Below are 24,381 nucleotides of genomic sequence, written 5' to 3'. Positions count from 1 at the left end.
CGGTTACCTTGTCGCAAGGGATACTTCACTGCGAACCCAGATCCCCCAACCAACGGGAGCAGCGAGCCGATGGGCAGCATCGTCGCCGAGAACCGTAAGAGTCTGATGCTCTTTTCCGGCCGGGGTTTCCCCGAGCTGGCAGAGGAGATCGGCCAGGTGCTCGGCGTCGCGCCGACGCCGTCGGATTCGTACGAGTTTGCGAACGGTGAGATCTTCGTCCGTTTCAAGGAGTCGGTCCGTGGCTCCGACGCCTTCGTGGTCCAGTCGGTCACCGAAGGGGTGAACCGCTGGGTCATGGAGACCCTCATCATGATCGACGCGCTGAAGCGTGGTTCGGCGAAGCGGATCACCGTGGTCCTGCCGTTCTACCCGTACTCGCGGCAGGACAAGAAGCACCGCGGCCGGGAGCCGATCTCCGCCCGCCTGGTGGCCGACCTGCTGAAGACCGCGGGGGCGAACCGGATTCTCACGGTCGACCTGCACACCGCGCAGATCCAGGGCTTCTTCGACGGCCCGGTGGATCACCTGTTCGCGATGGACATCCTCGCCGACTACGTGCAGCGCAAGTTCGCCGGACGGCCGATGACCGTGGTCGCGCCCGACTCGGGCCGGGTGCGGGTCGCCGAGCGGTGGACCGACCGGCTGGGCGGGTGCCCGCTGGCCTTCATCCACAAGACCCGTGACCCGCTGAAGCCGAACCAGGTGGTGGCGAACCGGGTGGTCGGTGAGGTCGAGGGCCGGGTCTGCCTGATCGTCGACGACATGATCGACACCGGTGGCACGATCACCAAGGCGGCGGACATCCTCTTCGAGGAGGGCGCGGCCGACGTGATCGTGGCCTCGACCCACGCGCTGCTCTCCGACCCGGCCACCGAGCGGTTGAAGAACAGCCGGATCAGCGAGCTCGTGGTGACGAACACTCTGCCGCTCTCGCCGGAGAAGCGGCTGGACAAGATCACTGTGTTGTCGATCGCTCCGCTGCTGGCCCGGGCGATCCGTGAGGTGTTCGACGACGGCTCGGTGACCACTTTGTTCGGTGGCCTCAGCTGATCTTCGCCGCTTTGGGAACGCCCGTCTTCCGACGGGCGTTTCCCATGTGGTGCAAGTTGCAGCCGGGGAGTCATTTTGCGCGGACGCCGCCAGGTGGCCGGACCCGCTGAATGATGCGCGATCGTGGCAGGTAAGCTAGTGCGGTTGCCACGGCGAGGGTGCCTCGTGGGCTGTTGAGGTTCGCAGTCCGCTCGAGGCGCCGTCATCGACGCGGTGCTCCGGGCCTGTGCCCGCGCGCCCTCTTGCCCGGCAGCGCCGAAAAACCACCGCAGCACTGCCGGATACCGCAGCCGCAGACTTAGACGCAGCCCGCTTCGAAGAGTTTCAGGAGTTTCCCCGTGTCCGAGGTAAAGATCAGCGCCGAGCCCCGTACCGAGTTCGGCAAGGGTGGTGCCCGTCGCACGCGCCGGGCGGGTCTGGTGCCAGCCGTGCTGTACGGCCACGGCGAGAAGCCGCAGCACATCGCCCTGCCGGCCCGTGAGTTCGCGGCCGCCATTCGTCATGGCGGCATCAACCAGATTTTCACGATCGACATCGCCGGCGGCTCGGGCGCCACGTTCGCCCTGCCGAAGGCGATCCAGCGTGACCCGATCAAGGACACCTTCGAGCACGTCGACCTGCTGATCGTGAAGCGTGGCGAGAAGATCCAGGTGGACGTCCCGGTGACGCTGACCGGTGAGGCCGCCAAGAACACGCTCGTCGTGCACGAGTCGAACACGGTCGCTGTCGTCGCCGACGCGCTGCACCTGCCGTCCGAGCTCGAGGTGTCGATCGAGGGCCTCGAGGCGGGCTCGCACGTCACCGCCGGCGACGTGAAGCTGCCCCGCGGCACCGAGCTCGCGGTGGACCCGGAGACCGTTCTCGCGGTCGTCAGCGCGGCCCAGACCGTCGCGCCGGCCGAGGACGAGGCGGGCGAGGGCGGCGAGGCCGCCGAGGGCGAGACTGCGGAGTAAATCAGTCGCGCAGCAGCGGTAAGCCAGCTATCAGGGAAAGTGCCGGACGGCACTTTCCCTGAATGCGTATGTGGGAGGCGAAGTTTTGAGCGACGAGGCGCCGTGGCTGGTGGTCGGCCTGGGCAACCCGGGCCGGGAGTACGCCGGGAACCGGCACAACGTGGGCTTCATGGTGGCTGATCTGCTGGCTTCCCGTACCGGTGCCAAGTTCGGCCGGGCGAAGCGCGCGCAGGCGGAGGCTGCGGAGTGCAGGCTCGGCTTCGGTGGTCCGCGGCTGATTCTGGTGAAGCCGCTGACCTACATGAACCTGTCCGGCGCCCCGGTGGTGTCGCTGGCGCAGTTCTTCAAAGTGCCTGTGTCGAATGTGATCGCGGTGCATGATGAGCTGGATGTGCCGTTCGGACAGGTTCGGGCGAAACGTGGCGGTGGCGAGGGCGGGCACAACGGGCTGCGCTCGATGTCGAAGTCGTTGGCCAGCAAGGAATATGCGCGGGTGCGGTTCGGGATCTCCCGCCCGCCGGGCCGGCAGGATCCGGCGGACTACGTGCTCTCCGACTTCTCCGCAGTGGAGCGCAAGGAACTGGACTTCCTGGTGGATCGGGCAGCCGACGTCGTCGAGGCGATCGTTCTCGAGGGTGTCGAGTGGGCGCAGAACAAATACCACGGCAATTGATCTTCGTGGGACGAAACAAAGAATCCGTTTGGGTCGTTTTGTCCGCCTAGTCATCCCGTGACGCGCTCCACCGTCCATCCGTTGGTCACACGGACGCACGCAATCGGTGCGCCGGTCGACGGGACGGGGAGGTTCGAGGGATGTCGCAGGACGTGTCCGAGGACCGGGCGGGCGCGTTGACCGAGCCGACGGCGGTCCTGCCGGTGATCCGGCCTGAGCCGGCCCGCCGAACTGCGGCTGAGCACCGGGCGGGCCCGGCCGGAATCCGGCCGGATCCGTCGCCCGGGTACGGCCTGGCGAATCATCCCCCGGCGAACCAGGGGCCGCAGCGACCGCCGCGCCGGGGACCGGCACTCAACCAGATTCCCGGCCCGGTGGCGCCGCTGAGCCCGCCACCGGCCGGCGCCGGAGAGCGCAACGCCGCGCCCCGCAACGTACGATCCGCCCCCGACCCGGCCCGCAATCATGCGATGGAGCGGCACTGGTCCACCCGGCCCAGCCGCTCGCAGGCCGCCCGTGCGGCCAACCGCCCGTTCGTGCGGGCCCGCGGCCGGCATGCGGCGATGTCGCGGCGGCAGCTCTGGGAACGCCGGTACGTCTGGGCGCTCGTCCTCTGCGACCTGGTCGCCGGGGTGGTCGCCGGAGTCGTGACCTTCATGATCCGCTTCGGGGACGGGGTGACCGCGTACAACCGCGGGTACCTGATCCTCTCCGCGCTGCTCCCGGCCGCGCTCCTGGTCGTGCTGGCCTTCTTCCGGGCGTACGAGCGGCGCTATCTCTTCGTCGGCAGCGACGAGTACCAACGGGTGATCCGCGGTGGGGTCAGCCTGATTGCGGGCGCCTCGGTCGTGTCCTACGCCCTCGATCTGGACCTGGCCCGCTCGTACGTTCTGGTCGCTCTGCCGGTCGCGATAGCCGCCGTCGTGGTGGCCCGGTTCGTGCTCCGCAAGCGGCTGCATCTCGCCCGGGCACACGGCGAGAACCTCCGACGAGTGATCGTGGTCGGCCACGAGCTGTCGGTCATCGGCATCACCCGGCAGCTGCGCCGCGAGCGCTATCACGGTCTGGAGGTGGTCGGCGCCTGCCTGCCACCGGGCGCCGACGGGATCGGCGTGACCGATCTGACCGTCTACGGCACGTTCGACGACGTGGCCAGCGCGGTGGAGCAGGCGGACGCGGACACCGTCGTGGTGACCAGCTGCCCCGAACTGGACGGTGCCGCGGTACGCCGGCTGGCCTGGCAGCTCGAGCGGGACGAGGTGGACCTCGTGGTGGCCAGCGCGCTGGTCGATGTGGCCGGTGCGCGTACCACGATCCGGCCGTTCGACGGCCTGCCCATGCTGCACGTCGAACATCCCCGGCTGCATGGCGGATCGCGCCTGGTCAAGGACGTGGTCGATCGTGCAGGTGCGCTCCTGCTCCTGATCCTTTTCGGTCCGGTGCTCCTGGGCGTGGCGCTCTGCGTGAGCCTTACGTCGCGTGGCCCGGTACTCTTTCGGCAAGTGCGCGTGGGACGTGACGGCCGTCATTTCCGGATCTTCAAGTTCCGCAGCATGTATATCGACGCCGAGGCTCGCCTGAGCGAGTTGAGGCACCTCAACGAGCACGACGGTGTGCTCTTCAAAATCCGCGACGACCCGCGGGTCACCCCGGTCGGACGGTGGTTGCGCAGGTTCTCGCTGGACGAGCTCCCGCAGCTGCTCAACGTCCTGCTGGGGCAGATGTCGCTGGTCGGTCCACGGCCGCCGTTGCCGACGGAGGTTGCCGCCTACGCCGACGATGTGCGGCGCCGGCTGGCGGTCAAGCCCGGCATGACCGGCCTGTGGCAGGTCTCCGGGCGCTCCGACCTCTCCTGGGAGGAGGCGGTCCGGCTCGACCTTCGCTATGTCGAGAACTGGTCCCTGAGCCTGGATCTGGTGATCCTGCTCAGGACGGTGACCGCGGTGGCGCGGTCATCCGGAGCGTACTGAAGGTCGCTGGCTGCCGAGAGGCGAAGTGAGGAGCTAGACGATGGGCGAGCAGACGAAGACGTCGGCACGCATTGCTGGTCAGCGGGACGCCGGCGAGAACGGCACACCGCCGGTGATCGACGCCGCGTTCGCCCGCTGGCTGGCCGACCGCGCCGGCCAGGTGCTTCTCCAGGTTCGCAACGAGATGGGGTACGCCGACCCGAAGGCTCTCAAGGCCGCCGGTGACCAGGCCGCGCACGACCTTCTCCGGGCTGAGCTGGCCCGCTGGCGTCCGGCTGACGCGGTGCTCTCCGAGGAGGACGAGCACGCCCGGGTCGCCTGGCCGGAGGGTGAGGAGAGCACCACGGTCCGCCCGGACCGGCTCGGCGCCTCGCGGGTCTGGATCGTCGACCCGCTCGACGGCACCCGGGAGTTCTCCGAGGAGGGCCGCACCGACTGGGCCGTACACGTGGCGCTCTGGACCGCCGACTCGTCGAACCCGTCCTGTCTCGCGGCCGGCGCGGTGGCGATGCCCGCGCAGCACCGCACCCTGGCCACCGACAAACCGCCGGCCTACCCGCCGATGCCGCTGGAGGCGGCGACCGGCGGCGCGATCCGGATCGCGGCCAGCCGGACCCGTCCGCCCGCGTTCGTCACCACGCTCGCCGAGGAGCTCGGCGCCGAGCTGGTGCCGATGGGCTCGGCCGGTGTGAAGATCGCGGCGGTGATCAGCGGCGAGGCGGACGCCTACGTGCACGCCGGCGGACAGTACGAGTGGGACTCGGCCGCTCCGGTTGCTGTGGCATTGGCCACGGGGTTGCACGCGTCACGTATCGACGGCTCACCGTTGAGCTACAACGAAGCCGATCCCAAGCTTCCCGACCTCGTCGTCTGTCGCAAAGATCTCGCTCCTCGGTTGCTTGCTGCGCTACAGCGGCATCTTCCGCAACAATGACGAACCGGAAACCGGCCGATAACCCCGAAAGGTCTGGGGACTGAACCCATGAGCCAGACGAAGCCCTACCGCGTCTCGCATCTCGATGCTCTCGAAGCCGAGAGCATCTTCGTCATGCGGGAGGTCATGGCCGAGTTCGAGCGCCCCGTGCTGCTCTTCTCCGGCGGCAAGGACTCGATCGTGATGCTGCGTCTCGCCGAGAAGGCGTTCGCCCCCGCGCGCATCCCGTTCCCGGTCATGCACGTCGACACCGGCCACAACTTCCCCGAGGTCCTGGAGTACCGGGACAGCCGGGTGGCCACGCTCGGCCTGAACCTGGTGATCGCCAGCGTGCAGGAGGCGATCGACACCGGACTGGTCCGCGAGCTGCCGGACGGCACCCGTAACCGGATCCAGACGCCGGTGCTGCTGAACGCGGTGGAGAAGTACCGCTTCGACGCGCTCTTCGGCGGCGCCCGCCGGGACGAGGAGAAGGCCCGGGCCAAGGAGCGGATGTTCAGCTTCCGCGACGAGTTCGGCCAGTGGGACCCGAAGAACCAGCGGCCCGAGCTCTGGGCGCTCTACAACGGCCGGCACCACCCGGGCGAGTCGATCCGGGTGTTCCCGCTCTCCAACTGGACCGAGCTGGACGTCTGGCACTACATCGCCAAGGAGAAGATCCCGCTGCCGAGCATCTACTACGCCCACGACCGCGAGGTCGTCGAGCGCAACGGGATGTTCTACGCGGTCAACGAGTTCATCCGGCTGCGCGACGGCGAGACCTCCGAGGTCCGCCGGGTGCGGTACCGGACGGTCGGTGACGCGTCGCAGACCGCGGCCGTGCTCTCCGACGCCGACACGGTGGACAAGGTGATCGACGAGGTCGCTGCCACCCGGATCACCGAGCGCGGCGCCACCCGTGGCGACGACAAGGTCTCCGAGGCCGCGATGGAAGACCGCAAGCGAGAGGGTTACTTCTGATGAGCCAGGCAGTCATCCAGCCTGACGCCGCCGCCTCGCGTGGCATGGACCTGCTGCGGTTCGCCACCGCCGGAAGCGTCGACGACGGCAAGTCGACCCTGATCGGCCGCCTACTCTTCGACACCAAGACGATCTTCGAGGACCAGCTCGAGGCCGTGGAGAGCGCCAGCGCGTCCCGCGGCGACGAGTACACGAACCTCGCGCTGCTCACCGACGGCCTGCGCGCCGAGCGCGAGCAGGGCATCACCATCGACGTGGCGTACCGGTACTTCGCCACGCCGCGGCGCAAGTTCATCATCGCCGACACCCCGGGGCACATTCAGTACACCCGGAACATGGTCACCGGCGCCTCCACCGCCGACCTGGCGCTGATCCTGGTCGACGCCCGCAAGGGCCTGGTCGAGCAGTCCCGCCGGCACGCGTTCCTGACCAGCCTGCTGCGGGTGCCGCACCTGGTGCTGTGCGTCAACAAGATGGACCTGGTCGACTGGGACCAGAAGGTCTTCGAGCGGATCGCCGACGAGTTCACCTCGTTCGCCGCGAAACTCGACGCCCCGGACCTGACCATCATCCCGATCTCCGCGCTCAACGGTGACAACATCGCCACCCGCTCGGAGAACAGCCCCTGGTACGAAGGCCCGTCCCTGCTGCACCACCTGGAGCACGTGCACATCGCCAGCGACCGCAACCTGGTCGACGTGCGGTTCCCGGTGCAGTACGTGATCCGTCCGCAGTCGACCACGGTCACCGACTATCGCGGGTACGCCGGCCAGGTGTCCTCCGGGATCCTCAAGCCCGGCGACGACGTGATGGTCCTGCCGTCCGGGATGACCAGCACGATCGCGTCGATCGACACCGCCGACGGCCCGGTCGACGAGGCCTTCCCGCCGATGTCGGTGACGGTCCGCCTGACTGACGAGATCGACATCTCGCGCGGTGACATGATCTGCCGTCCGCACAACGCCCCGACGCCGGCTCAGGACGTCGAGGCGATGATCTGCTGGATGGACGAGACGGCCCCGCTGCGGGTCGGCGGCAAGTACGCGATCAAGCACACCACGCGTACCGCCCGGACCGTGGTCCGCGGCGTGCAGTACCGGCTCGACGTGAACACGCTGCACCGCGACGAGTCGGCCAACGAGCTCGCGCTCAACGAGATCGGCCGGGTCCGGCTGCGCACCACCGTGCCGCTGCTCGCCGACGAGTACCGGCGTAACCGGACCACCGGCGGTTTCATCCTGATCGACGAGACCACCAACCGGACCGTCGGCGCCGGGATGATCATCGAGGCCAGCTAGCGCCTAGCGGGACGACCGATCCGGGTCCTCGTCACGGGCCCGGATCGTCGCCCACACCACCTTGCCGTTCTCGGCCAGCATGGCGCCCCACAGCGTGGCCGTCTCGTGCACGGTCCGCAGGCCGCGACCGCGTACGTCGAGCGGCACGTCCGGGCGCGGCCGGGTCAGCCTGATCATCTGCGGCAGGACGGGATCCCCGTCGCCGACCGAGAGGTGCAGACCGGCGCCACGCCGGGTCACCACCACGCGGATCTCGGTGCGGGCGTGCTCGACGGCGTTCGTCACGAGTTCGGACATCACCAGCCGGCTGGAATACAGCAGGTGCCCGAGGCCCCACTGCAGACAGGCGTCGCCGACCAGGTTGCGGGCCACGCTCGGTGCGTCCGGGTCGGGCAGCAGGGTCACAGCCACCCGCTCGGTGCCGGGTATCCGGCCGGCCAGGGCCACCCGGGCCTGACGGACCTTCGCGTACACCGGCAGGAAACGGCCGGCCCCCAGCGCCTGCATCCGGTCGGCCAGCGGCAGGTCCGGGGGCACACAGAGGGCGAAGTGCACCGGCGGCTCCAGGCCGGCGGCGACGTGCTGGGCGGTCACCCACGTCGAGGCGCTTTCGCTGTGGGGGTCGAGCAGGCCGGCGAGGTCGACGATCAGGCCGTCGGGATGCTCGGTGAAGCATCGGCGCAGCGTCACCGAGGTGTGGTAGCGCAGCGGCGCGTCCCAGGAGCCCCGCACCGTCAGAACGGAGACGACAGCGTCGTCACCGGCATCGACGCTGACTGCGACACCCTGCGCGGTGTCATCGCGCAGGTGCGGTGGGCTGACCCCCATGCCGGACACCATAACCGCGTGCCCGTCCGGTGAGCCTCTGGTCTCGCTCCTGCGGGTGATCAGGCGAAAGGCCGACGGCACCCCTCGGATTGGTGGCAGCGAGGGGCCCGAAAGGCTCAGTCGCCGTCGTCGGAGAGCCGTTCCTCGATCGCCTCGGTGATGGCGCCGGTGAGGTCCCCGGACGGGATCGCGACGCTCTCGCCGTCGACGTCACCGGTCGGCTCGGGCTGCGGGGCGGTGCCTTCCCCGCCGAAGCCGAACTCGTTGGGCTCGTTCGTCTCCCGGGGCTGGTCCTGCGGCGGGTCGGTCTCGGTCGTCATGGGACGTGCCATACCCGCCGCAGGGCTGCTCGAAGCGTTACAGCCGGGTTGCGCCGGGACCGGCGACGGCCACCCAGCTGGTCGGGGCGGTGAAGTCCCGCTCGGCGTACGCCTCGGCCACCGCGGTGGCGGTCGCCTCCGCCCGGTCGCTGTCCACCAGGGCCAGCACGCAGCCGCCGAACCCGCCGCCGGTCATCCGAGCGCCGTACGCCCCCGCCTCCAGCGAGGCCTGCACGGCCACGTCCACCTGCGCCACGGTGATCTCGAAGTCGTCGCGCATCGAGGCGTGCGAGGCGGTGAGCAGCGGGCCGATCTCCCGGACCCGGCCGGAGCGCAGCAGGGTGACGGTGTCCAGCACCCGCTGGTTCTCGGTGACGATGTGCCGGGTGCGCTTGCGCAGCACGTCGTCGTCGAGCCGCTCCAGCGCGGCCGGCAGCTCGTCCACGCCCACGTCGCGCAGGGCGGCCACGCCCAGGACGGCGGCGGACGCCTCACACGACTTGCGGCGAGCGCCGTACTCCCCGTCGACGTGCTGGTGCGGCGCGTTGCTGTTGATCACCAGGATGGCCAGGCCCTCGGCGGCGAGGTCGAACGGGATCTGCTCGACCTGGTAGGTGCGGCAGTCGAGGAACAGCGCCCGGCCCGCCTGGCAGCGGATGGACGCGGACTGGTCGAGGATGCCGGTGGGCGCGCCGACGTAGAGGTTCTCCGCGCGCTGGGCCAGCGCGGGCCGCTTCTCCACCGGCAGGTCCAGCCCGCCGAGGTCGACCAGCGCGGTGAGCACGGCCGACTCCAGGGCGGCCGACGAGGACAGACCGGAGCCGAGCGGCACGTCGGAGTCGATCGCGATGCGGACCGGCGGCACGTCGAAACCGGCGTCGCGCAGCGCCCAGACCACGCCCGCCACATACGCCCCCCAGCCGGTCACCTCGCCCGGCTCGGTGATCCCGAAGGTCACCGGCTCGCCGGTCAGCGTGGAGCAGACCGACCACCGGTCGTCCGGCGCCGGCCCGACCGCCGCCACGGTGCGCTGCGGCAGGGCGAAGGGCAGCACGAAGCCGTCGTTGTAGTCGGTGTGCTCGCCGATCAGGTTGACCCGGCCGGGCGCCGCCCACAGCCCGGCCGGCTCCACACCGTACGCCTCCTGGAAAGCCTCGGAGGCGCTCATGCCACGTGCTTGCGGTAGAAGGTCCAGGCGTCGCCGATCATCGCCTGCAGCGTGTTCTTCTGCGGCACCCAGCCCAGCTCCGCGCGGGCCCGGTCGGAGGCGGCGACCAGGGTGGCCGGGTCGCCGTCGCGCCGCGGGGCGATCTCGACCGGGATCGCGGCGCCGGTGACCTCGCGAGCCGCCTCGACCACCTGCCGGTTGGAGAAGCCGTTGCCGTTGCCCAGGTTGTAGATCTTGTGCTCGCCGGCCACCGTGGCGTCCAGCGCCAGCAGGTGGGCCCGGGCCAGGTCCTCGACGTGGATGTAGTCGCGGACGCAGGTGCCGTCGGCGGTGGGATAGTCGTCGCCGAAGAGTTGGAGCTTCTCCCGCTTGCCGGCGGCGGCCTGCAGCGTGATCGGGATGAGGTGGGTCTCCGGGTCGTGCCGCTCGCCGATCTCGTGCCCGTCGTGGATGTAGGCGCCGGCCACGTTGAAGTAGCGCAGCGAGACGGCGGCCAGCCCGTGTGCGAACGTCTCGGACGTCAGCGCCAGGTCGAAGGTCAGCTTGGTCGACCCGTACGTACTGGTGGGAGCCTTGATCGCGGACTCGGTGATGGGCAGCTCGACCGGGTTGCCGTAGACCGCGGCGGTGGACGAGAAGATCACGCGGGGCACCTTGGCGGCGCGGATCGCGTCCAGCAGGGCGAGGGACTTCACCACGTTCTCGTGCCAGTAGAGCTCCGGCTTGGCCATCGACTCGCCGGCTGCGATCAGGCCGGCGAAGTGCAGCACCGCGTCGAAGCCCGCGTCCGGCGTCAGCACCTGAGCGGCGTCGGCGATGTCCGCCTGGACGAAGGTGGCGTCGGGGGCCACCGCCTCGCGGAAGCCGGTGCGGAGATTGTCGAGGACGACGACCTCGTGGCCGGCGTCCAGCAGCAGCCTGCTGGTCACGCTGCCGACGTAGCCGGCGCCACCGGTGACGAGCAATTTCACGACTCAGGCCCTTTCGCTAAACTGACGACTTCAGAATTTCTCATAAACGCTCATAAGTCAACAGGTTCGAACATCGGCACGAACCGGTGGGGGATTCGCGGTATCCCGGGCGGTGCTGACACAATGGCGCCCATGTCCGACGCTGCCCGCCGCCCGCGTGTGCTCTCCGGCATTCAGCCGACCGCCGACTCCTTCCACCTCGGCAACTACCTCGGCGCCGTACGCAACTGGGTGTCGATGCAGGACACGCACGACGCCTTCTACTGCGTGGTCGACCTGCACGCGATCACCATGGGGCATGACCCGGTTGCTCTCCGTAACCGTACTCGCGTTTCCGTCGCGCAATTGCTCGCGCTCGGGCTGGACCCGGACCGCTGCACCCTGTTCGTCCAGTCGCACGTGCCGGAGCACGCCCAGCTGGGCTGGGTGCTCAGCTGCATCACCGGTTTCGGCGAGGCCGGCCGGATGGTGCAGTTCAAGGACAAGTCGGCCAAAGCCGGCCAGGACAGCACCACCGTCGGCCTCTTCACCTATCCGATCCTGCAGGCCGCCGACATCCTGCTCTACCAGGCCGACCAGGTTCCCGTCGGGGAGGACCAGCGGCAGCATCTGGAACTGACGCGGGATCTCGCGCAGCGGTTCAACACCCGGTACGGCAAAACCTTCAACGTGCCCTCGGCGTACATCGTGAAGGACACCGCGAAGATCACCGACCTGCAGGACCCGACGAGCAAGATGTCGAAGTCGGCCTCCTCGCCGAACGGCATCATCGAGCTGCTGGACGACCCGGCGCGCTCGGCCAAGAAGATCAAGTCGGCGGTCACCGACACCGGCCGGGAGATCCTCTACGACGAGGAGAACAAGCCGGGCATCAGCAACCTGCTGACCATCTACGCGGCGCTCACCAACCGGGCCATAGACGAACTGCTGGAGATGTACGACGGACGCGGTTACGGCGACCTGAAGAAGGACCTCGCCGAGGTGCTGGTCGAGTTCGTCAAGCCGATCCAGGAGCGGACGAAGGCGTACCTCGACGATCCGGCGCAGCTCGACAAGGTGCTCGCGATCGGCGCCGAGAAGGCGCGCGCCGTGTCCGCGGTGACGCTGGCTCACGCGTACCAGAACGTGGGTTTCGTCAGCCCCGCCCGCGGGGCCTGACCGCGGTGCCCGAACCGGTACCGGCCCGCACGCGCATCGGCGTGGCCATCGACATCCCGGAACCCTGGGGTTCGATGCTGACCCGCCGGCGTGCCGAGGCCGGCGATCCGCAGGCCGCCTACACGCCGGCACACGTCACCCTCCTCGGCCCGACCGAGGTGGCGACCGACGCGCTGCCGGCGGTGGAGAAGCATCTCGAGGCCATCGCCTCGGCGCAGCCGCCGTTCGTCATCCACCTGCGCGGGACCGGCACCTTCCGGCCGGTCACCGAGGTGGTTTTCGTGACGCTGGCAAGGGGCATCAGCGAGTGTGAGCTGCTGGCCGAGGCGATCACACGGTCGGAGGACGTGCGGCGGGACACCCGGTTCCCGTATCACCCGCACGTCACTGTCGCGCAGGAAGTGCCACCGGAGTCGCTGGACGCGGTCTTCGAGGATCTGGCCGGATTCTCGGCCAGCTTCGAGGTCGGCTACTTCACGTTGTTCTCGCACGGCGGAGAAGGCCCGTGGCGCCCACGGCGGGACTTCCCGCTCGGCTGAGCCCTCGTTCGGCGTGATGTCGGTTACGGTCTGCCGGTGAATCCGATCGACCGGGCTTATGACGCGGCTGAGGCCCGGATCATGGCGCTGCGCTACCGGTCGCCGTACTTCGATCATCTGTGCCGGGCGATCCTGCGCTACGAGGACGTCCAAGGTGGCCGGCTGGCCGCGGCGATCGCCTACTACGGCTTCTTCGCGATCTTCGCGCTGCTGCTCATCGGGTACTCGGTCTTCGGCATCCTGCTGACCAACAACAACGAGCTGTTCGACCTGGTCGTCGACTTCCTCGCGAACAACCTGCCCTTCCTGGACGTGCAGGCCATCGTCGACAGCAAGAAGACCGTCGGGATCGTGGGCATCCTCGGCCTGACGTTCACCGGCATCGGCTGGGTCGAGTCGATCCGCTCCTCACAGCGCCTGATCTGGCAGTTGCGGGAGCAGCCCGGCTACATCGGCGTACGTCAGGTGGTCGACCTGGTGGTGCTGATCGGCGTCCTGCTCCTGCTGGCGCTCTCCCAGCTCGCCGTCTACGGCCTGGAACGGCTGCTGCACTGGTTGGCCGGGGGCGGATTCACCACGGTCCTCTCGATCGTCAGCTGGGTGCTCACCCTGGGCGTGAACATGCTGCTGGCGGCGGCCCTGCTGGCCGCGGTGCCGCGGCTGCGGATGACCGCCCGCCGGATGGCGCCGCCGGTGCTCCAGGTCGGCATCGGCATCATGCTGCTCAACACCGTGGGCCGCTCGTTCGTCGCTCTCGTCGAGCGCAATCCGGCGTACGCGCTGGTCGGCTCGGCCGTCGGCGCCCTGGTCTACCTGTACGTCTTCAACCAGCTGCTGCTGTTCGGCGCGGCCTGGGCGGCGACCAGCCCGCACGGCCGGGTGGTGGACCTGTCGGCGGACGACAAGACCGCCCCGGTGGGCCAGAACATCTGGATCAGGCACACTGGGCCGCGCGGCGATCACTAAGCGGTGCGCGATTCATTTGTCGCGCTGAATCAGCCTTTTTGGCATTAACGACTGTTAAGGTGCTGATAACAGTGCGCTGGCCACCCGCGCCTTCGAAGAGCCGCATGATATCCGGGTTGCCCGTTTCCCGGGCGTACAACGTGATACAGAAACGTCTCGACCGGGACCTGGGATTGCAACCAGGTAACGGTGCGCGAACAGTCCGGAACGATCCTCTGCCGGGGCGTTTGGCCACGGCTACGCTGCCGACCTGAGATTCACCGTACGGATTCGGTGAGCAGTGGAAGGAGGGCGTCTTGCGCCCAGTACGTGGGAAGCGGATCGTGGCGATTCTCGCGGCAGGTGGGCTGACGCTCGCTGCCGCTGCCTGTGGCGACGCCCCTGACGAGACCCCGACCGGTGGCAGCTCCGCCGCGGCGGAGTACGCGGCCTGCATGGTCACCGACCTCGGCGGCATCGACGACAAGTCGTTCAACGCCTCCGCCTGGGCCGGCCTCGAGGCCGCCAAGGGTGAGCAGAGCAACATCAAGACCTCGTACACGGCTTCGTCGTCCGAGGCGGACTACGAGCCCGGCCTCCGTGGCGCGGTCAGCAAGAAGTGCAACTTCATCCTCGCGGTCGGCGGCCTGATGGGCGACGCCACCAAGAAGGTCGCGGGCGAGAGCGCCGACTCGCAGTTCGGCATCGTCGACAGCGGCAGCTCGGGTGACAACGTCTACCCGATGCAGTTCGCCACCCACCAGGCCGCGTTCCTCGCCGGCTACCTGGCCGCGGGCTACTCGAAGTCGGGCAAGGTGGCCACCTACGGCGGCCTGAAGATCCCGCCGGTCACCATCTTCATGGACGGCTTCGCCGACGGTGTGGCGCACTACAACCAGGCCAAGGGCAAGACCGTCCAGGTTCTCGGCTGGGACAAGGCGAAGCAGAACGGCACCTTCGCCGAGAGCTTCATCGACCAGAACAAGGGCAAGACCGTCACCCAGACCCTGGTTTCGCAGGGCGCCGACGTGATCATGCCGGTCGCCGGCGGCACCGGCCTGGGCAGCGCGCAGGTGGCCAAGGACTCGGCCGGCAAGCTCTCGGTCATCTGGGTCGACCAGGACGGCTGCAAGAGCGCCGAGCAGTACTGCGACGTGTTCCTGACCACCGTGGTCAAGAACATCCAGGACGCGGTCAAGCAGGCCGTCCTCAAGGGCGCGAAGGGCGAGGCGCTCGCCGCCGCCCCGGGCTACCTGGGCACCCTGGAGAACGACGGTGTCTCGCTGGCGCCGTACAACCAGTTCGACTCCAAGGTCGACGCCGCCCTCAAGACCGAGGTCGACACGCTGAAGGCGGACATCGTCTCGGGCAAGGTCAAGGTCGAGTCGGCCAGCGCGCCGCAGTGATCCAGCAGTAGTAACATCTGGCCGCCGCGCGGCCGCAGGCAATAACCTGCGGCCGAGCGGCGGCTCGCATTGAACCGTCCACCAGGCCAGAACCGACGTCGGGGAGATTCCGCTGAAACTGGAACTGCGCGGCATCACCAAGCGCTTCGGCGACCTGGTGGCCAACGACCACATCGACATCACCGTCGAACCCGGCGAGGTGCATGCCCTCCTCGGCGAGAACGGCGCGGGCAAGTCCACGCTGATGAACCAGCTCTACGGCCTGCTGCAGCCGGACGAGGGCCAGATCATCGTGAACGACGAGCCGAAGGTCTTCCGCAGCCCGCGGGACGCCATCGCGGCCGGCATCGGCATGGTCCACCAGCACTTCATGCTGGTCCCGGTCTTCACCGTGGCGGAGAACATCGCGCTCGGCCACGAGGAGGTGCGCGGCGGCCCGCTCGGCTGGCTGGACCGCCGGCGCTCCCGCCGCGACGTCCTCGAGACCTCCAAGAAGTACGGCCTGCCGGTCGACCCGGACGCGCTGGTCGAGGACCTGCCGGTCGGCGCCCAGCAGCGGGTGGAGATCGTCAAGGCGCTGACCCGCGACGTGGACCTGCTGATCCTGGACGAGCCGACCGCGGTGCTGACCCCGCAGGAGACCGAGGAACTGCTCACGGTGATGCGCTCGCTCACCGAGCTCGGCAAGTCGATCGTCTTCATCACCCACAAGCTCAAAGAGGTCAAGTCGATCGCCGACCGGATCACCGTGATCCGGCGCGGCAAGGTGGTCGGCACCGCCACCCCGCAGACCAGCGAGGACGAGCTCGCCTCCCTGATGGTCGGCCGCGCGGTCAGCCTGGAGGTCAGCAAGACCCCGGCTGAGCCCGGCCGCAACGTGCTGCAGATCTCCGGCCTGGTCGTCGAGGACGACCGTGGCGCCCGCGCCGTGGACGGTCTGGACCTGGTGGTGCGCGCCGGTGAGGTGCTCGGCATCGCCGGTGTGCAGGGCAACGGCCAGGAGGAGCTGGTCGAGGCGATCATGGGCCTCCGCCCGGTGCGGGCCGGCTCGGTCGAGCTGGACAACGAGGACCTGTCCGGCATGAGCACCAAGAAGATCCTGCGCTCCGGCGTCGGCTACATCCCCGAGGACCGCAGCCACGACGGCGTGGTGAAGGAGTTCACCGTCGCCGAGAACCTGGTCCTCGACATGTACGACCGGGCGCCGTACGGCAACGCGTTCAAGCTCAACCCGGCCAAGGTCGGCGAGTCGGCGCGGGAGCGGATCGAGCAGTTCGACATCCGCTGTCAGGGCCCGGAGACCGCGGTCGGCACCCTGTCCGGCGGTAACCAGCAGAAGGTCGTGGTGGCCCGGGAGATGTCCCGCCCGCTGCGCCTGTTCATCGCGTCGCAGCCGACCCGTGGTGTGGACGTCGGGTCGATCGAGTTCATCCACGGCCGGATCATCCACGAGCGCGACCAGGGCACCGCGGTGCTCGTGGTCTCGAGTGAGCTCGACGAGGTGGTCGGGCTCGCGGACCGGGTCGCGGTGATGTACCGCGGCCGGATCCTGGCCGTCGTCTCCCCGGACACCCCCCGCGAGGAGATCGGTCTGCTGATGGCCGGCATCACCGGCGGAGAAGAGGAGTCCAAGTGACCGCCGAGCCGCGGAAGTCTGACGAGGACTCCTTCGTCAGCCATTTCGTACGCAACCTGTGGTCGGCGAACAGCGTCACGGTCACCCTGCTGTCGGCGTTCCTGGCCGTGGTGATCGGCGCGGTCCTCATCGTGGTCTCCGACTCGGAGGTGCTGGCGAAGTTCGGGTACTTCACCGCCCGGCCGAGCGACGCCATCTCGTCGAGCTGGGAACTGATCAGCACCGCGTACTCGGACCTGCTCAAGGGCGCGCTGGGGGACCCGGCGGCGTACCAGGCCTGGTTCTCCGGAACCGGCACCTGGCAGGAAGCGTTCGCCCCGCTCTCGGAGACGCTCACCTACGCGGCGCCGCTGGTCTTCACCGGCCTCTCGGTGGCGCTGGCGTTCCGCGGTGGCCTGTTCAACATCGGCGCCCAGGGCCAGGCGGTGCTCGGCTGCATCACGGCCGGGGTCGTCGGCTTCTCGTTCGGCCTGCCGATCGTGCTTAACCTGCTGATCGCGCTCATCGCCGGCGTCATCGGCGGTGCGATCTGGGGGTTCATCCCGGGCATCCTCAAGGCCCGCACCGGGGCCCACGAGGTGATCACCACGATCATGCTGAACTACATCGCCAGCCTCTTCCTGTCCTGGCTGGTGCTGCAGAAGGGCGTCCAGGACCCGGACCGGACCGACGCGATCAGCAAGGCCGTCGCCGAGTCCGCACAGCTGCCGTCGTTCGGCGGGGTGCTCCGGGTGCACCTGGGCATCCTCATCGCGGTGGCCGTCACCTTCGGCGTGGCCTGGCTGCTCAACCGGTCCGCGTTCGGCTTCGAGCTGCGTGCCGTCGGCGCCAACCCGCACGCCGCGGAGACCGCGGGTATCAGCGTGGCCAAGACGTACGCGCTGCTGATGGCCGTCGCCGGTGGCCTCGCCGGCCTGGGCGGCGCCACGCAGGTGCTCGGCACCGCCCACGCGCTGACCCCGGCCGTGGCCGGCAACATCGGCTTCGACGGTCTGCTGGTCGCGCTGCTCGGCCGCAACAAGCCGTGGAGCACCTTCTTCGCGGCGCTGCTGTTCGGCGCCCTGCGGGCCGGCGGCAACCGGATGCAGACCTTCTCCGGCATCTCGCTGGAGCTGGTCACCGTCCTGCAGGCCCTGATCGTCATCTTCATCGCCGCCCCCGCACTGGTTAAGGCGATCTTCCGACTCCGCGCCAGCCGCAGCATGCGGCCCGGCGTGACCCTGGCGAAGGGCTGAGGACATGTCGACCGCGACTGTGGAGGAGCTGACCGAGGTCGCCGCTCCGGAGCCGTTCTGGACCCGGCAGCGCCGCCTCGGCCTGGGCCTGATCATCGTCGGCGGCCTGGCCGCCGTGCTGTTCGGCGCGCTCGCCCCGAGCGAGGCCGCGCGCTTCACGCTCAGCGAGGACGCCGAGGGCGCCGCGATCTCGATCAACGGTCAGCTCGGCGCGATCCTGTTCGGCGTGCTGACCGTGGTGACGGGTGGGGTGCTCTTCAGCGGGCGCGCCAAGCAGTACCAGAACCTGTTGCTCAGCCTCGGCATCCTGTCCTTCGTCCTGTCGTTCCTGTGCTGGCAGGTGGCGGGCAAGTTCCTGCCGCTGGTGGACACCACGAGCGGCACCCTGCAGCTGGCTCTGCCGCTGATCCTGGGCGCGCTGGCCGGTGTGCTCGGCGAGCGCTCCGGTGTGGTGAACGTGGCGATCGAGGGCCAGTTCCTGATGGGCGCGTTCGCCGGCGCACTGATCGGCACGATGGCCGGCAGCGTCTGGGCCGGCCTGATCAGCGCCGCGGTCGGCGGTGTGATCATCGCCGCCATCCTGGCCGTGCTCTCCATCCGCTACCTGGTCGACCAGGTCGTGGTCGGTATGGTGCTCAACCTCTTCGCGCTGGGCATCACCGGCTTCCTCTACGAGCGGCTGATGCAGACCGACGCGACCAGTTACAACACCCCGCCGCAGATGCCCACCTGGAGCATCCCCGGACTCTCCGACATCCCGGTGATCGGCCCGGTGCTCTTCCGGGCGAACCTGCTGGTCTGGGTGGCGCTGCTGCTGGTCGTGGTGATCTTCTTCGCGCTGAGCCGGACTCGCTGGGGCCTGCGCACCCGGGCGGTCGGCGAGCACCCGACGGCAGCCGACACCGTGGGTGTCCGGGTGCGTGGCCTGCGGTACATGAACGTGCTGCTCGGCGGGGTGGTGGCCGGCCTCGGCGGCGCCTACTTCACCCTGGTGGCGACCGGCAGCTTCACCAAGAACATGACCGCGGGCGCCGGCTTCATCGCGCTGGCCGCCCTGATCTTCGGCCGGTACTCGCCGATCGGGGCGCTCGGCGCGGCGCTCTTCTTCGGCTTCGCCCAGAAGCTCGCGACCTACCTGAGCGCGGTCGGCAGCCCGGTGCCCAGCCAGTTCCTCAACATGCTGCCGTACATCGCGACCATCATCGCGGTGGCCGGCCTGGTCGGACGGGTGCGTGCCCCGGCTGCAGACGGTCTCCCCTACGTCAAGGGCTGAGGCAGAATCAAAGCTATGGAGATCGACTGGGCAGGACTGCGCGCGGCCGCCATCGAGACGATGCGGCGCGCCTATGTGCCGATTTCCGACTTCCCGGTGGGGGTTGCCGGGCTGACCGATGACGGTCGGATGGTCGTCGGCTGCAACGTGGAGAACGCGTCGCTGGGCATGACCCTGTGCGCCGAGTGCGGGCTGGTCAGCTCGCTGCACGCGACCGGCGGGGGACGGCTGGTGGCGATCTCCTGCGTGGACGCGACCGGCGCGCCGCTGATGCCGTGCGGCCGGTGCCGCCAGCTGCTCTGGGAGCACGGCGGCCCGGAGCTGCTGGTCGAGGCGCTGCCCCGGCCGCTGCGGATGACCGAGCTGCTGCCGCACGCGTTCGGCTACGAGGACATGGAGCGGGTCACCGGCCCGGCCGGCGGCGCCGAGGTGCCCGCCGAGCTGGCCAAATGGCGGGGCCGGGGTACGGTCTTCGTCCACCCCGACCTGTCCGGCGGCGAGACCATCTGGACGGCGTACTGGGAACGCTCGTCCGGCACGCCCGGCGCGGCCGAGACCACCGGCATCCTCGAGGAGGGGCCGAATTTTCCGACCGCGGCCGCCGCGGTGGCCTGGGGACTGGTCCGTTCGCCGCGGGTCGTGGTGGTCGACGCCGAAGGCAAACTCGCGTGGGCCGGTGAGGGGGAAGTGCCCGACGGCATCCCCCAGCGGTGGGAAGGTACAGAATGAGCAATTTCACAGCTGTGGACGTCATCCGCGCGAAGCGGGACGGCCACAGCCTCTCCGACGCGCAGATCGACTGGGTGGTCGACGCGTACACCAAGGGTGTCGTCGCCGACGAGCAGATGTCGGCGCTGGCCATGGCGATCCTGCTGCGCGGGATGACGCCGGCGGAGATCGCCCGGTGGACCGCCGCGATGATCGCCAGTGGTGAGCGGCTGGACCTGTCGTCGGTCTCCCGGCCGACCGCCGACAAGCACTCCACCGGCGGCGTCGGCGACAAGATCACACTGCCGCTCACCCCGCTCGTGGCCGCGTGCGGGGTGGCCGTGCCGCAGCTGTCCGGGCGCGGTCTCGGGCACACCGGCGGCACCCTGGACAAGCTCGAATCGATCCCGGGCTGGCAGGCCCGGATCTCCAACGAGCAGTTCAAGAGCCAGTTGCAGGACATCGGCGCGGTCATCTGCGCCGCCGGCGAGGGCCTGGCCCCCGCCGACCGCAAGCTCTACGCGCTGCGCGACGTCACCGGCACCGTCGAGGCCATCCCGCTGATCGCCAGCTCGATCATGAGCAAGAAGATCGCCGAGGGAACCGGCGCGCTGGTCCTGGACGTCAAGGTCGGCACCGGCGCCTTCATGAAGGACCTGCCGACCGCCCAGGAGCTGGCCCGGACCATGGTCCAGCTCGGCAAGGACAGCGGGGTCACCACGGTCGCGCTGCTCACCGACATGAACACCCCACTCGGGTACGCCGTGGGCAACGCGAACGAAGTCGCGGAGTCGGTCGAGGTGCTCGCCGGTGGCGGTCCGGCCGACGTGGTCGAGCTGACCCTCGCGCTGGCCCGGGAGATGCTGGCCGCGGCAGGCGTGGACGCCGACCCGGCGAAGGCGCTCGCGTCCGGCGCGGCGATGGACAGCTGGCGGGCGATGATCCGGGCGCAGGGCGGCGACCCGGACGCGGCACTGCCGACCGCGGCGCACACCGAGATGCTGCGGGCCGGCAGCGACGGCGTGGTGCAGACCGTCGACGCGTACGGGATCGGCATCGCCGCCTGGCGTCTGGGCGCCGGCCGGGCGCGCAAGGAGGACCCGGTCAGCTTCGGCGCCGGCGTTCAGCTCAAGGTCCGCCCCGGCGACCGGGTCAAGGCCGGTGACGTGCTGCTCGAGCTGCGCGCTGACGACGAGTCCCGGATTCCGGTGGCCCGCGACGACGCCGAAGGGGCGATCCGCATCGGTGACGAGGAGCCCGCCTCTGTCCGCCTCCTGCTGGACCGCATAGCCTGACCGACCATGACAAAGGCCGCCCCCGATCCCCGAGCGGTTCGCGAGGCCAGCCTCGACGAACTCGCTCGTCTCGGCCTGCCCCTCCCGCCCCTTGCGTTTCCGCTGGTCTGGGAGGCGGGTGACACGGTCGAACTGCGACCGGTCGCCGAGCTGGAAGCCCGCGCCGCGGTGCTGCACGTCGTCGTCGCGCGCTGCTTCGGCATGCCCACCGAGGCGGCGATGAGCTGGCTGCTCGGGTCCCACCTGGTCGAATCGGTCACCCCGCCGGAGTGGCAGTTCGTGATCGGGGCCAAGGGCGACCACCGCTCGTTCGTGCTGCACCACGACGCGGTGTTCGCCCTGGGCTGGCTGCTCGGCCTGAGCCGGCACCTGGATCCCACGGTGCCGCCGGAGGAGCGGCTGATGGACCAGATGCCGGACCTGCCGGGCGGCGAGACCTTCACCAGCTGGCGTTCCCGGTCGCTGGTCGCGGTCCGTGACCCGATCGAGGCCGCGGTGCTGCTGGACCTCTACTACTGCCTGGACTGGGCGTACCAGGAGGCCGAGCAGCAGGGCCGGTCACTGCCCGGCGAGGTGGACAGCAACGCGATCGGCCAGCGCCGCTGGGCGCTGGAGTGGGCGGTCATCTTCCACGGCCCCTACCACGACAAACCCCCGGAGTGGGAAGAGGTCGACCTGTCGGTCTAGCGCGGCCGGTAGACCGCGAGATCGACCGCCGCGGTCACCTCGACCGCCCGCGCCGGCAGGTCCTCCAGCGGCACGTGCCGTGCGCTCGGGGTCATGCCGATCAGAGTGCGTGTCTGCGCCGCGGTGAGCATGATCGACCGCCGCAGCGCGGTGCCGGAGACGAGCTCGAAATGGTCGCCGAGCGCCGCGCTCACCCGCTCCGACTTGTTCGGGTCGACGTGGATCAGGTGGTGCGTGGCGATCAGTTCGGTGAGGTGGTCGGCGGCCGGAGTGACGACGAGCAGCACGCCGTCCGGGTGGAGCACACGGCGGAACTCCGGGCCGTTGCGCGGCGCGAAGACGTTCAAAATCACGGCGGCGCACGCGTCCACCACCGGCAGCGGCCGCCACAGATCGGTCAGGACGGCCGCGGCGCGTGGATGGGCCCGGGCCGCCCGGCGCAGCGCGGGCTTGGAGACGTCCAGGCCGAGGCCGGTCGCTCCGGGGGAGTCCGTCAGGAAGCGGGCCAGATAGTCGCCGGTTCCGGTGCCGGCGTCCAGGACCAGCCCGTCGGTCCGGTGTTCGGCGAGCGCCGACGCGATGAAGTCGTAGTGCCCGGCGGCCAGGAAATCGGCGCGGTCGGCGACCATTTCCGCGGTGTCACCGGTGTGCGGCAGACGTCCTGCGCTGAGGTCGGCGTACCCCTGCTTGGCCATGTCGAAGCTGTGCCCGCGCGCGCAGCGCAAGGCCCGCTCGCGTCGCGTGAGTGGTTCGCGGCACACCGGGCACCACAGATACGGAATTGCTCCGTCGATCATCGGGGGCTTCCCTCTAGGCTCTTCTGATGGCTGGCATCGCGCATTCCGACATCGTCAAGGCACCGAAGGTTCTGCTCCACGACCACCTGGACGGCGGTCTGCGGCCGGCCACCATCGTCGAGCTCGCCGAAGCCGTCGATCACGAACTGCCCACCCGGGATCCGGAGCAGCTCGGCGAGTGGTTCGTCGCGGCCGCCGACTCCGGCTCGCTGGAACGGTACCTGGAGACGTTCGCGCACACCGTGGCGGTGATGCAGACGCGCGAGGGCCTGCACCGGGTGGCCAAGGAGTGCGCGCTCGACCTGGCCGCCGACGGCGTGGTCTACGCCGAGGTCCGCTACGCCCCGGAACAGCACCTGGAAAAAGGGCTGAGCCTGGACGAGGTGGTCGAGGCGGTGCACGCCGGGTTCCGTGAGGGCTGCGCCGAGGCGGAGGCGCAGGGCACGCCGATCCGGATCGGCACCCTGCTGACCGCCATGCGGCACGCCGCCCGGTCGCAGGAGATCGCCGAGCTGGCCGTCCGCTTCCGGGACGTCGGCGTGGTCGGTTTCGACATCGCCGGCGCCGAGGCCGGCTTCCCGCCCACCCGGCACCTCGACGCCTTCGAGTACCTGCAGCGGGAGAACTTCCACTTCACCATCCACGCCGGCGAGGCCTTCGGGCTGCCGTCGATCTGGCAGGCCATCCAGTGGTGCGGGGCCGACCGGCTGGGCCACGGCGTGCGCATCATCGACGACATCAACAGCGCGCCGGAGGGCCCGAGCGCGGTCACCGCGACCGGTGGCACACAGGCCGCCCCGCCGGTGCTCGGCCGTCTCGCCGCCTACGTCCGGGACAAGCGGATCCCGCTCGAGCTGTGCCCCTCGTCGAACGTGCAGACCGGTGCGGCGCCCTCGATCGCCGAGCACCCGATCAAGCTGCTGCACGATCTCCGCTTCCGGGTCACGGTCAACACCGACAACCGGCTGATGAGCGGTACGTCGATGTCCCGCGAGATGACACTGCTCGCGGAGGCGTTCGGCTGGGGCTGGATGGAACTGCAGTGGCTGACGATCAACGCGATGAAGTCGGCGTTCATCCCGTACGACGAGCGATTGGTGATCATCAACGAGGTGATCAAGCCGGCGTATGCCAAGTTGGTGAGCTGAAAGTCCGGCTTGTCGCCCTTTCCCGGGAAAGGGACGAACGTACGTCAAAAGAAATCGACGGTCCGGCTTCGGCGGTCCACCGTTCGGCTAGACTGCCGCCTGCAAAGTCGGCAGAATCCGGCATCTCGCCTTGCCGATCGCGCGGAAGCGAGCCATCGTCGTTTCTGCCGCGATCGACTAGGATCGGGTCCCGGTCGGCCAGAAGCCACCCCCCAACGCAGTGCCGACCGAGTGAAGTGACCTTGAGAGATGTGCACATCTACAGGCAGTGATACGAGACCGGCGATGTTCAACTTCGATGTTGCAACATCGCGTCACACAACCGGTCCGTGTCCGCGCGCCCTTTCTCTTTGACACTTGTCGTGATGGAATCTCGGGGGCCCGACCCGGCGAGTCGGCCGTGCGCGGTGCCCGGCAAGCCGAATGCCG

The 24,381-nt window shown here is 69.4% G+C and carries 23 protein-coding genes; 18 read left to right on the top strand and 5 right to left on the bottom strand.

Annotated features, from left to right (window positions below; translation table 11 throughout):
* Nucleotides 1-69: 69 nt before the first annotated feature.
* From OHA21_RS35355 to cysN, 7 genes are all read left to right on the top strand, one after another.
* Entirely contained in the window at nucleotides 70-1,050 is a 981-nt protein-coding gene (locus tag OHA21_RS35355) for a ribose-phosphate diphosphokinase (protein WP_328462494.1), read from the top strand.
* 338 nt (nucleotides 1,051-1,388) lie between these two features.
* Entirely contained in the window at nucleotides 1,389-2,003 is a 615-nt protein-coding gene (locus tag OHA21_RS35350) for a 50S ribosomal protein L25/general stress protein Ctc (protein WP_328462492.1), read from the top strand.
* An 85-nt stretch (nucleotides 2,004-2,088) separates the two neighbouring features.
* On the top strand, nucleotides 2,089-2,676 hold the full coding sequence (gene pth / locus OHA21_RS35345) for an aminoacyl-tRNA hydrolase (protein WP_328462490.1): 588 nt from the start codon (nucleotides 2,089-2,091) through the stop codon (nucleotides 2,674-2,676).
* A gap of 140 nt (nucleotides 2,677-2,816) precedes the next feature.
* Complete coding sequence (locus OHA21_RS35340) at nucleotides 2,817-4,646, top strand: sugar transferase (RefSeq protein ID WP_328462488.1); 1,830 nt, start codon at nucleotides 2,817-2,819, stop codon at nucleotides 4,644-4,646.
* 40 nt (nucleotides 4,647-4,686) lie between these two features.
* A complete protein-coding gene (locus OHA21_RS35335) occupies nucleotides 4,687-5,580 on the top strand; it encodes a 3'(2'),5'-bisphosphate nucleotidase CysQ (RefSeq protein WP_328462486.1) in 894 nt (297 codons plus the stop codon).
* 48 nt (nucleotides 5,581-5,628) lie between these two features.
* Nucleotides 5,629-6,540 carry a sulfate adenylyltransferase subunit CysD gene (gene cysD / locus OHA21_RS35330; protein WP_328462484.1) on the top strand — a complete coding sequence of 304 codons (912 nt, stop codon included), beginning with the start codon at nucleotides 5,629-5,631 and terminating at the stop codon, nucleotides 6,538-6,540.
* Nucleotides 6,540-7,838, top strand: a complete 1,299-nt coding sequence (gene cysN, locus OHA21_RS35325; protein WP_328462482.1) for a sulfate adenylyltransferase subunit CysN — start codon at nucleotides 6,540-6,542, stop codon at nucleotides 7,836-7,838. The genes cysD and cysN overlap by 1 nt, the downstream gene beginning before the upstream one ends.
* Before the next feature lie 3 nt (nucleotides 7,839-7,841).
* Here cysN and OHA21_RS35320 read toward each other — a convergent pair whose 3' ends face one another.
* The 4 genes from OHA21_RS35320 to galE form a co-directional block, all read right to left on the bottom strand.
* On the bottom strand, nucleotides 7,842-8,666 hold the full coding sequence (locus OHA21_RS35320) for an ATP-binding protein (RefSeq protein WP_328462480.1): 825 nt from the start codon (nucleotides 8,664-8,666) through the stop codon (nucleotides 7,842-7,844).
* Between the two features lie 116 nt (nucleotides 8,667-8,782).
* On the bottom strand, nucleotides 8,783-8,986 hold the full coding sequence (locus tag OHA21_RS35315) for a hypothetical protein (protein ID WP_328462478.1): 204 nt from the start codon (nucleotides 8,984-8,986) through the stop codon (nucleotides 8,783-8,785).
* A gap of 37 nt (nucleotides 8,987-9,023) precedes the next feature.
* A complete protein-coding gene (gene galK, locus OHA21_RS35310; RefSeq protein WP_328462476.1) occupies nucleotides 9,024-10,154 on the bottom strand; it encodes a galactokinase in 1,131 nt (376 codons plus the stop codon).
* A complete protein-coding gene (gene galE, locus OHA21_RS35305) occupies nucleotides 10,151-11,125 on the bottom strand; it encodes a UDP-glucose 4-epimerase GalE (protein WP_328462474.1) in 975 nt (324 codons plus the stop codon). The genes galK and galE overlap by 4 nt, the downstream gene beginning before the upstream one ends.
* Nucleotides 11,126-11,257: 132 nt before the next feature.
* Here galE and trpS point away from each other — a divergent pair, with 132 nt between their 5' ends.
* From trpS to OHA21_RS35255, 10 genes are all read left to right on the top strand, one after another.
* Nucleotides 11,258-12,283 carry a tryptophan--tRNA ligase gene (gene trpS / locus OHA21_RS35300; RefSeq protein WP_328462472.1) on the top strand — a complete coding sequence of 342 codons (1,026 nt, stop codon included), beginning with the start codon at nucleotides 11,258-11,260 and terminating at the stop codon, nucleotides 12,281-12,283.
* 5 nt (nucleotides 12,284-12,288) lie between these two features.
* Nucleotides 12,289-12,822, top strand: coding sequence for a 2'-5' RNA ligase family protein (locus OHA21_RS35295; RefSeq protein WP_328462470.1), 534 nt, complete (start codon nucleotides 12,289-12,291; stop codon nucleotides 12,820-12,822).
* A gap of 36 nt (nucleotides 12,823-12,858) precedes the next feature.
* The gene (locus OHA21_RS35290; protein WP_328462468.1) at nucleotides 12,859-13,788 is read left to right on the top strand and encodes a YihY/virulence factor BrkB family protein; all 930 of its coding nucleotides are present in this window, start codon (nucleotides 12,859-12,861) and stop codon (nucleotides 13,786-13,788) included.
* Between the two features lie 296 nt (nucleotides 13,789-14,084).
* On the top strand, nucleotides 14,085-15,173 hold the full coding sequence (locus OHA21_RS35285; RefSeq protein WP_328462466.1) for a BMP family lipoprotein: 1,089 nt from the start codon (nucleotides 14,085-14,087) through the stop codon (nucleotides 15,171-15,173).
* Between the two features lie 157 nt (nucleotides 15,174-15,330).
* A complete protein-coding gene (locus OHA21_RS35280; RefSeq protein WP_328462464.1) occupies nucleotides 15,331-16,809 on the top strand; it encodes an ABC transporter ATP-binding protein in 1,479 nt (492 codons plus the stop codon).
* Entirely contained in the window at nucleotides 16,806-18,044 is a 1,239-nt protein-coding gene (locus OHA21_RS35275) for an ABC transporter permease (RefSeq protein ID WP_328462462.1), read from the top strand. The genes OHA21_RS35280 and OHA21_RS35275 overlap by 4 nt, the downstream gene beginning before the upstream one ends.
* Before the next feature lie 4 nt (nucleotides 18,045-18,048).
* Nucleotides 18,049-19,317 (top strand): ABC transporter permease, encoded by a 1,269-nt coding sequence (locus OHA21_RS35270; RefSeq protein ID WP_328462460.1) that lies wholly within the window; start codon nucleotides 18,049-18,051, stop codon nucleotides 19,315-19,317.
* Nucleotides 19,318-19,332: 15 nt separating this feature from the next.
* Nucleotides 19,333-20,046, top strand: coding sequence for a cytidine deaminase (locus OHA21_RS35265; RefSeq protein WP_328462458.1), 714 nt, complete (start codon nucleotides 19,333-19,335; stop codon nucleotides 20,044-20,046).
* A complete protein-coding gene (locus OHA21_RS35260) occupies nucleotides 20,043-21,320 on the top strand; it encodes a thymidine phosphorylase (RefSeq protein WP_328462456.1) in 1,278 nt (425 codons plus the stop codon). The genes OHA21_RS35265 and OHA21_RS35260 overlap by 4 nt, the downstream gene beginning before the upstream one ends.
* A 6-nt stretch (nucleotides 21,321-21,326) precedes the next feature.
* A complete protein-coding gene (locus OHA21_RS35255) occupies nucleotides 21,327-22,007 on the top strand; it encodes a DUF4272 domain-containing protein (protein WP_328462454.1) in 681 nt (226 codons plus the stop codon).
* Here OHA21_RS35255 and OHA21_RS35250 read toward each other — a convergent pair.
* Nucleotides 22,004-22,804, bottom strand: a complete 801-nt coding sequence (locus OHA21_RS35250; RefSeq protein ID WP_328462452.1) for a putative RNA methyltransferase — start codon at nucleotides 22,802-22,804, stop codon at nucleotides 22,004-22,006. The two genes, OHA21_RS35255 and OHA21_RS35250, sit on opposite strands and share 4 nt — an antisense overlap.
* A gap of 26 nt (nucleotides 22,805-22,830) precedes the next feature.
* Between OHA21_RS35250 and OHA21_RS35245 the strand changes: the two genes are divergently transcribed.
* A complete protein-coding gene (locus OHA21_RS35245) occupies nucleotides 22,831-23,952 on the top strand; it encodes an adenosine deaminase (RefSeq protein ID WP_328462450.1) in 1,122 nt (373 codons plus the stop codon).
* Nucleotides 23,953-24,381 lie beyond the last annotated feature (429 nt).

The organism is Actinoplanes sp. NBC_00393, from assembly GCF_036053395.1.
Lineage (GTDB): Bacteria > Actinomycetota > Actinomycetes > Mycobacteriales > Micromonosporaceae > Actinoplanes.
Note: the sequence above shows the minus strand (reverse complement) of the source record. Positions and strands in the feature narration are given on the sequence as shown.